This window comes from Pseudomonas sp. RL_105y_Pfl2_101 (genome assembly GCF_963970585.1).
Classification (GTDB): domain Bacteria; phylum Pseudomonadota; class Gammaproteobacteria; order Pseudomonadales; family Pseudomonadaceae; genus Aquipseudomonas.
Map to the genome: position 1 here is coordinate 1 of NZ_CAXAPG010000090.1, position 2,908 is coordinate 2,908.

The 2,908-nt window shown below is 54.7% G+C and carries 5 protein-coding genes and 1 pseudogene; all 6 read right to left on the minus strand.

Features of this window, described 5'->3' with window-relative positions:
* Positions 1 to 685 (minus strand): annotated as a pseudogene (locus AACY31_RS28380) (RHS repeat domain-containing protein); the annotation flags it as partial.
* A 39-nt stretch (positions 686 to 724) separates the two neighbouring features.
* Positions 725 to 955: a hypothetical protein gene (locus AACY31_RS28385; RefSeq protein ID WP_339505597.1), complete on the minus strand. Its 231-nt coding sequence runs from the start codon at positions 953 to 955 to the stop codon at positions 725 to 727.
* Entirely contained in the window at positions 936 to 1,667 is a 732-nt protein-coding gene (locus AACY31_RS28390) for a hypothetical protein (RefSeq protein WP_339483718.1), read from the minus strand. The genes AACY31_RS28385 and AACY31_RS28390 overlap by 20 nt, the downstream gene beginning before the upstream one ends.
* Positions 1,668 to 1,722: 55 nt before the next feature.
* Positions 1,723 to 1,986, minus strand: coding sequence for a PAAR domain-containing protein (locus AACY31_RS28395; protein ID WP_339483717.1), 264 nt, complete (start codon positions 1,984 to 1,986; stop codon positions 1,723 to 1,725).
* An 82-nt stretch (positions 1,987 to 2,068) separates the two neighbouring features.
* Positions 2,069 to 2,410: a hypothetical protein gene (locus AACY31_RS28400; protein ID WP_339483716.1), complete on the minus strand. Its 342-nt coding sequence runs from the start codon at positions 2,408 to 2,410 to the stop codon at positions 2,069 to 2,071.
* A gap of 2 nt (positions 2,411 to 2,412) precedes the next feature.
* Positions 2,413 to 2,908: RHS repeat-associated core domain-containing protein (locus AACY31_RS28405; protein ID WP_339505598.1), on the minus strand; the 496-nt coding region annotated here is incomplete at its 5' end.

Below are 2,908 nucleotides of genomic sequence, written 5' to 3' on the forward strand. Positions count from 1 at the left end.
GGTCGATGTCGTAAGCGCCTTCATAGACCGGTTCGGGCAGCAGTTGGATACTGCGTTGCTCTACTGCCTGCGCCACTGGTACAAAACCGCCCGGTTCAAAAAAGTAGTGGGTCAGGCGTTCGCTCTTGTCGTTGTTACGGCTCTCAAAGGCCAGCAAGTCACCGTCCCAGCCATAGATGGTGTAGCCGCAGCCGTACTGTTCATCGAGCTTGGCGCGTTCCAGCTTGTTCCACATCGGCCCGGCTTCACGACGGTCGTGATACTTGGCCTTGGACAGTTTGAACAGCCGCCGGCCCAGCGCATCGTAGGCAAAGCTGACGGTCAGTCGGTCATCTGCGTAGCCGATCAGACGGTCGTACAAATCCCAGGTGAAGTGAGATTTCTTGCCGTTGTGCAGGCGTTCCTTGAGGTTGCCTCGCTCGTCATAGCTGTAGTGCGTGCCGACGTAGTCACGCAGCAGGTTGTCCAGCAGCTTGGGTGGGCCGTATTGATTGGGACGGCGCGGTGCCTGTGGGTCCAGCAGGTTGCTGGCTGGATCGAAGGCGAAGGTCTCTTCGCCATTGATGGTCTGGGCGGCAAGCAGGCGACCGAGCGGATCGTAGCGGTAGCTGAGAGCTCCGCGCCGGGTGTCGTCAATACGGGTCAGTTGGCCGGCGGCATCATGCCGGTAATTGCGTACCACCAAGCGCTGGGCATCGCCGCGTTTACCGATGGCTTGTTCCTGCTACTGGCCGTTGGGTGACCAGGCCTGGCGTTGTTGCAGGCCGTTGCCTTGGTTGCGGGCGATTTCACGATGGAGGTTGTCACGTTGGTAGCTGAGCAGTTCCGTATCGTCGACCTTCAAGGCCAGCAGATGGCCACTGCCATAGGTCAACCAACTGACGCGGTGGCCGTCCGGGCGAGTGGTGGCGATACGCTGGTTGAGGGCATCGTATTCATGCTTCGTGGCCGGCATGGCGGGCGATCAGTCGGCCGAGTGGATCGTACTCAAACTCGGTAACGCGGTCGCCATCAAGGCGGCGGGTCGGTTGATTGCTGCCGTGATCGTAAAGGTAGTGGGTGGTCTGTTGGTCGAAGCCGGTTTCCTTGATCAGGCGACCGGCGGGGTCGTACTTGAAGCTGGCGCTGCTGTTGTTTTCGTTGCGCAGTTCGATCAGTTGGCCGAGGCGATCCCAGCGGTAGTCGAGGGTTGTGCCGTTGGCATCAAGGCGCTGCTGGATTAATCCGGCCTCGTTATAGTGCCAAGCGGTGTGCTGGCGCAGAGCGTCGGTGTGGGTGAGCAGGCGACCTTCGGCGTCGCGTTCGAAGTGCTCTTCAGTTTTGTCCGGGTGGATAAGTCGCACCAGTTGCCCGGCGCGGTATTCGTAGGTGGAGACATTGCCTTCGGCGTCGGTGAAACGGCTGAGATGGCCCAGCGCATCGTACTCCCATTGGCTGACCTTGCCCGAGCAGTCGGTGTAGCGGACCAGTTGGCCGTCTGCGTTGTAGGCCAGTTGTTTGCTGCCGCCGTTGGCATCGGTAATGACCACGGGCAGGTTATCGCTGTTGTAGGTGTACTGGGTGGTGTTCTCCAGCGGGTCGATGGTTTCGATGATGTTGCTGCGTTGATCGTAATCGTACTTCCACAGCCCGCCTTCGGCGTCGCGGGTTTGAGTTGGCATAGGCATTGGCGCGATCAAGCCAATGCCGGTGACGTCAGGTTGTTAAAGAACGGGGCGCCTGTCAGCGATGTACGGTGCCGCGGGAGCCGCTGGCGATCAGGGTGGCGCCGCAGGTGGTCTTCATGCCATCCAACGCCACGGGAATGCCGTTGACGGAGTAGGTGCTGCTGCCTTCGGCAATCGGGAAGGCCCCCTTGCATAAGGGGCACATCACCATGTGGCCCTTGCCAGCCATCGGTTTACCGTTGAGGTTGGTATGGGGGATGGATTCGGTGACAACACCGCCGTGGTCGGTGGTGTCGTCGAGTCGAATTATCTCTGTCATTTCATTGTGCTCACTCTGCTTGCGAGTAATGGTCTAAAGTCGAGCATTGATTTGCAGTGTCGAATAAAAATTTTTCATCGCCTTATGGCTGTGTTTGGTTTTTTTTAGCGAACTGCTCAATATCATCCAGAGCATCTCTGGCGTGTCCAGAGAACTCTTTGGTCTTTAAAAGTTTATTTAGTAGTGGGATGGTAGTGCTCATATTTATTGTTCTGTGCATTCGTGCTACATGCCCAAGGCATGTAATGGATAACTCCGTGATATTGGAGCTTTTTTTTGAATTAATTTGCTCGCTGCATTTGTTTTGAATCCAATCCGGGTCGTTTATGTTGAATGTCATGTACATGATTGCATCTATGATTGTTTGCTCATCATCAGATTTAAGTAATAGTTCTATTTTGTCTTTGTCATGAGCCTCTGGCATGGTTATCTCCTTATTTTTCCTTTGCTTGTGACTTGTTGTGCTCTTTTTAGTGCGTTTTGTTGATCGGTGTGAAGGTCACACCAGCATCGAACATGCCCATGAAATTCCTCGTCGTCATTGGGGAGTGTTTGTGTCCTGTCCAGGACAACTAGTTCATTATTTTTAACGTCAACTCCAACTCTCCGAGGGGAGGAATCTTTGACTTGAATAGAGTTGTCCAATGCGGCCTGCCCATTTGAGGGGGCTCGACTTTTGACTGAATTATCTGCTGCCCCATGATATGGTGCGTCTTTATAGACTCTTGATAACCCTAGCGGATCAATCCAATCAATCGGATTCGGTGCATAAGCATAGACGTTGAGTCCACCCGTAAACCCAATCGGGTCCTTGCCAATAAACCGCCCGACCTGTGGATCATAGTACCGATAGCGGTTGTAGTGCAGCCCGGTTTCCACATCGAAGTACTGCCCTTGAAAGCGCAACGAATTGCGGATGTCC

What these genes read in the sequence shown, in the direction of transcription:
- AACY31_RS28385 (WP_339505597.1), bottom strand. Translation starts at nt 955, where the DNA reads ATGCCGGCCACGAAGCATGAATACGATGCCCTCAACCAGCGTATCGCC.
- AACY31_RS28390 (WP_339483718.1), bottom strand. Translation starts at nt 1,667, where the DNA reads ATGCCTATGCCAACTCAAACCCGCGACGCCGAAGGCGGGCTGTGGAAG.
- AACY31_RS28395 (WP_339483717.1), bottom strand. Translation starts at nt 1,986, where the DNA reads ATGACAGAGATAATTCGACTCGACGACACCACCGACCACGGCGGTGTT.
- AACY31_RS28400 (WP_339483716.1), bottom strand. Translation starts at nt 2,410, where the DNA reads ATGCCAGAGGCTCATGACAAAGACAAAATAGAACTATTACTTAAATCT.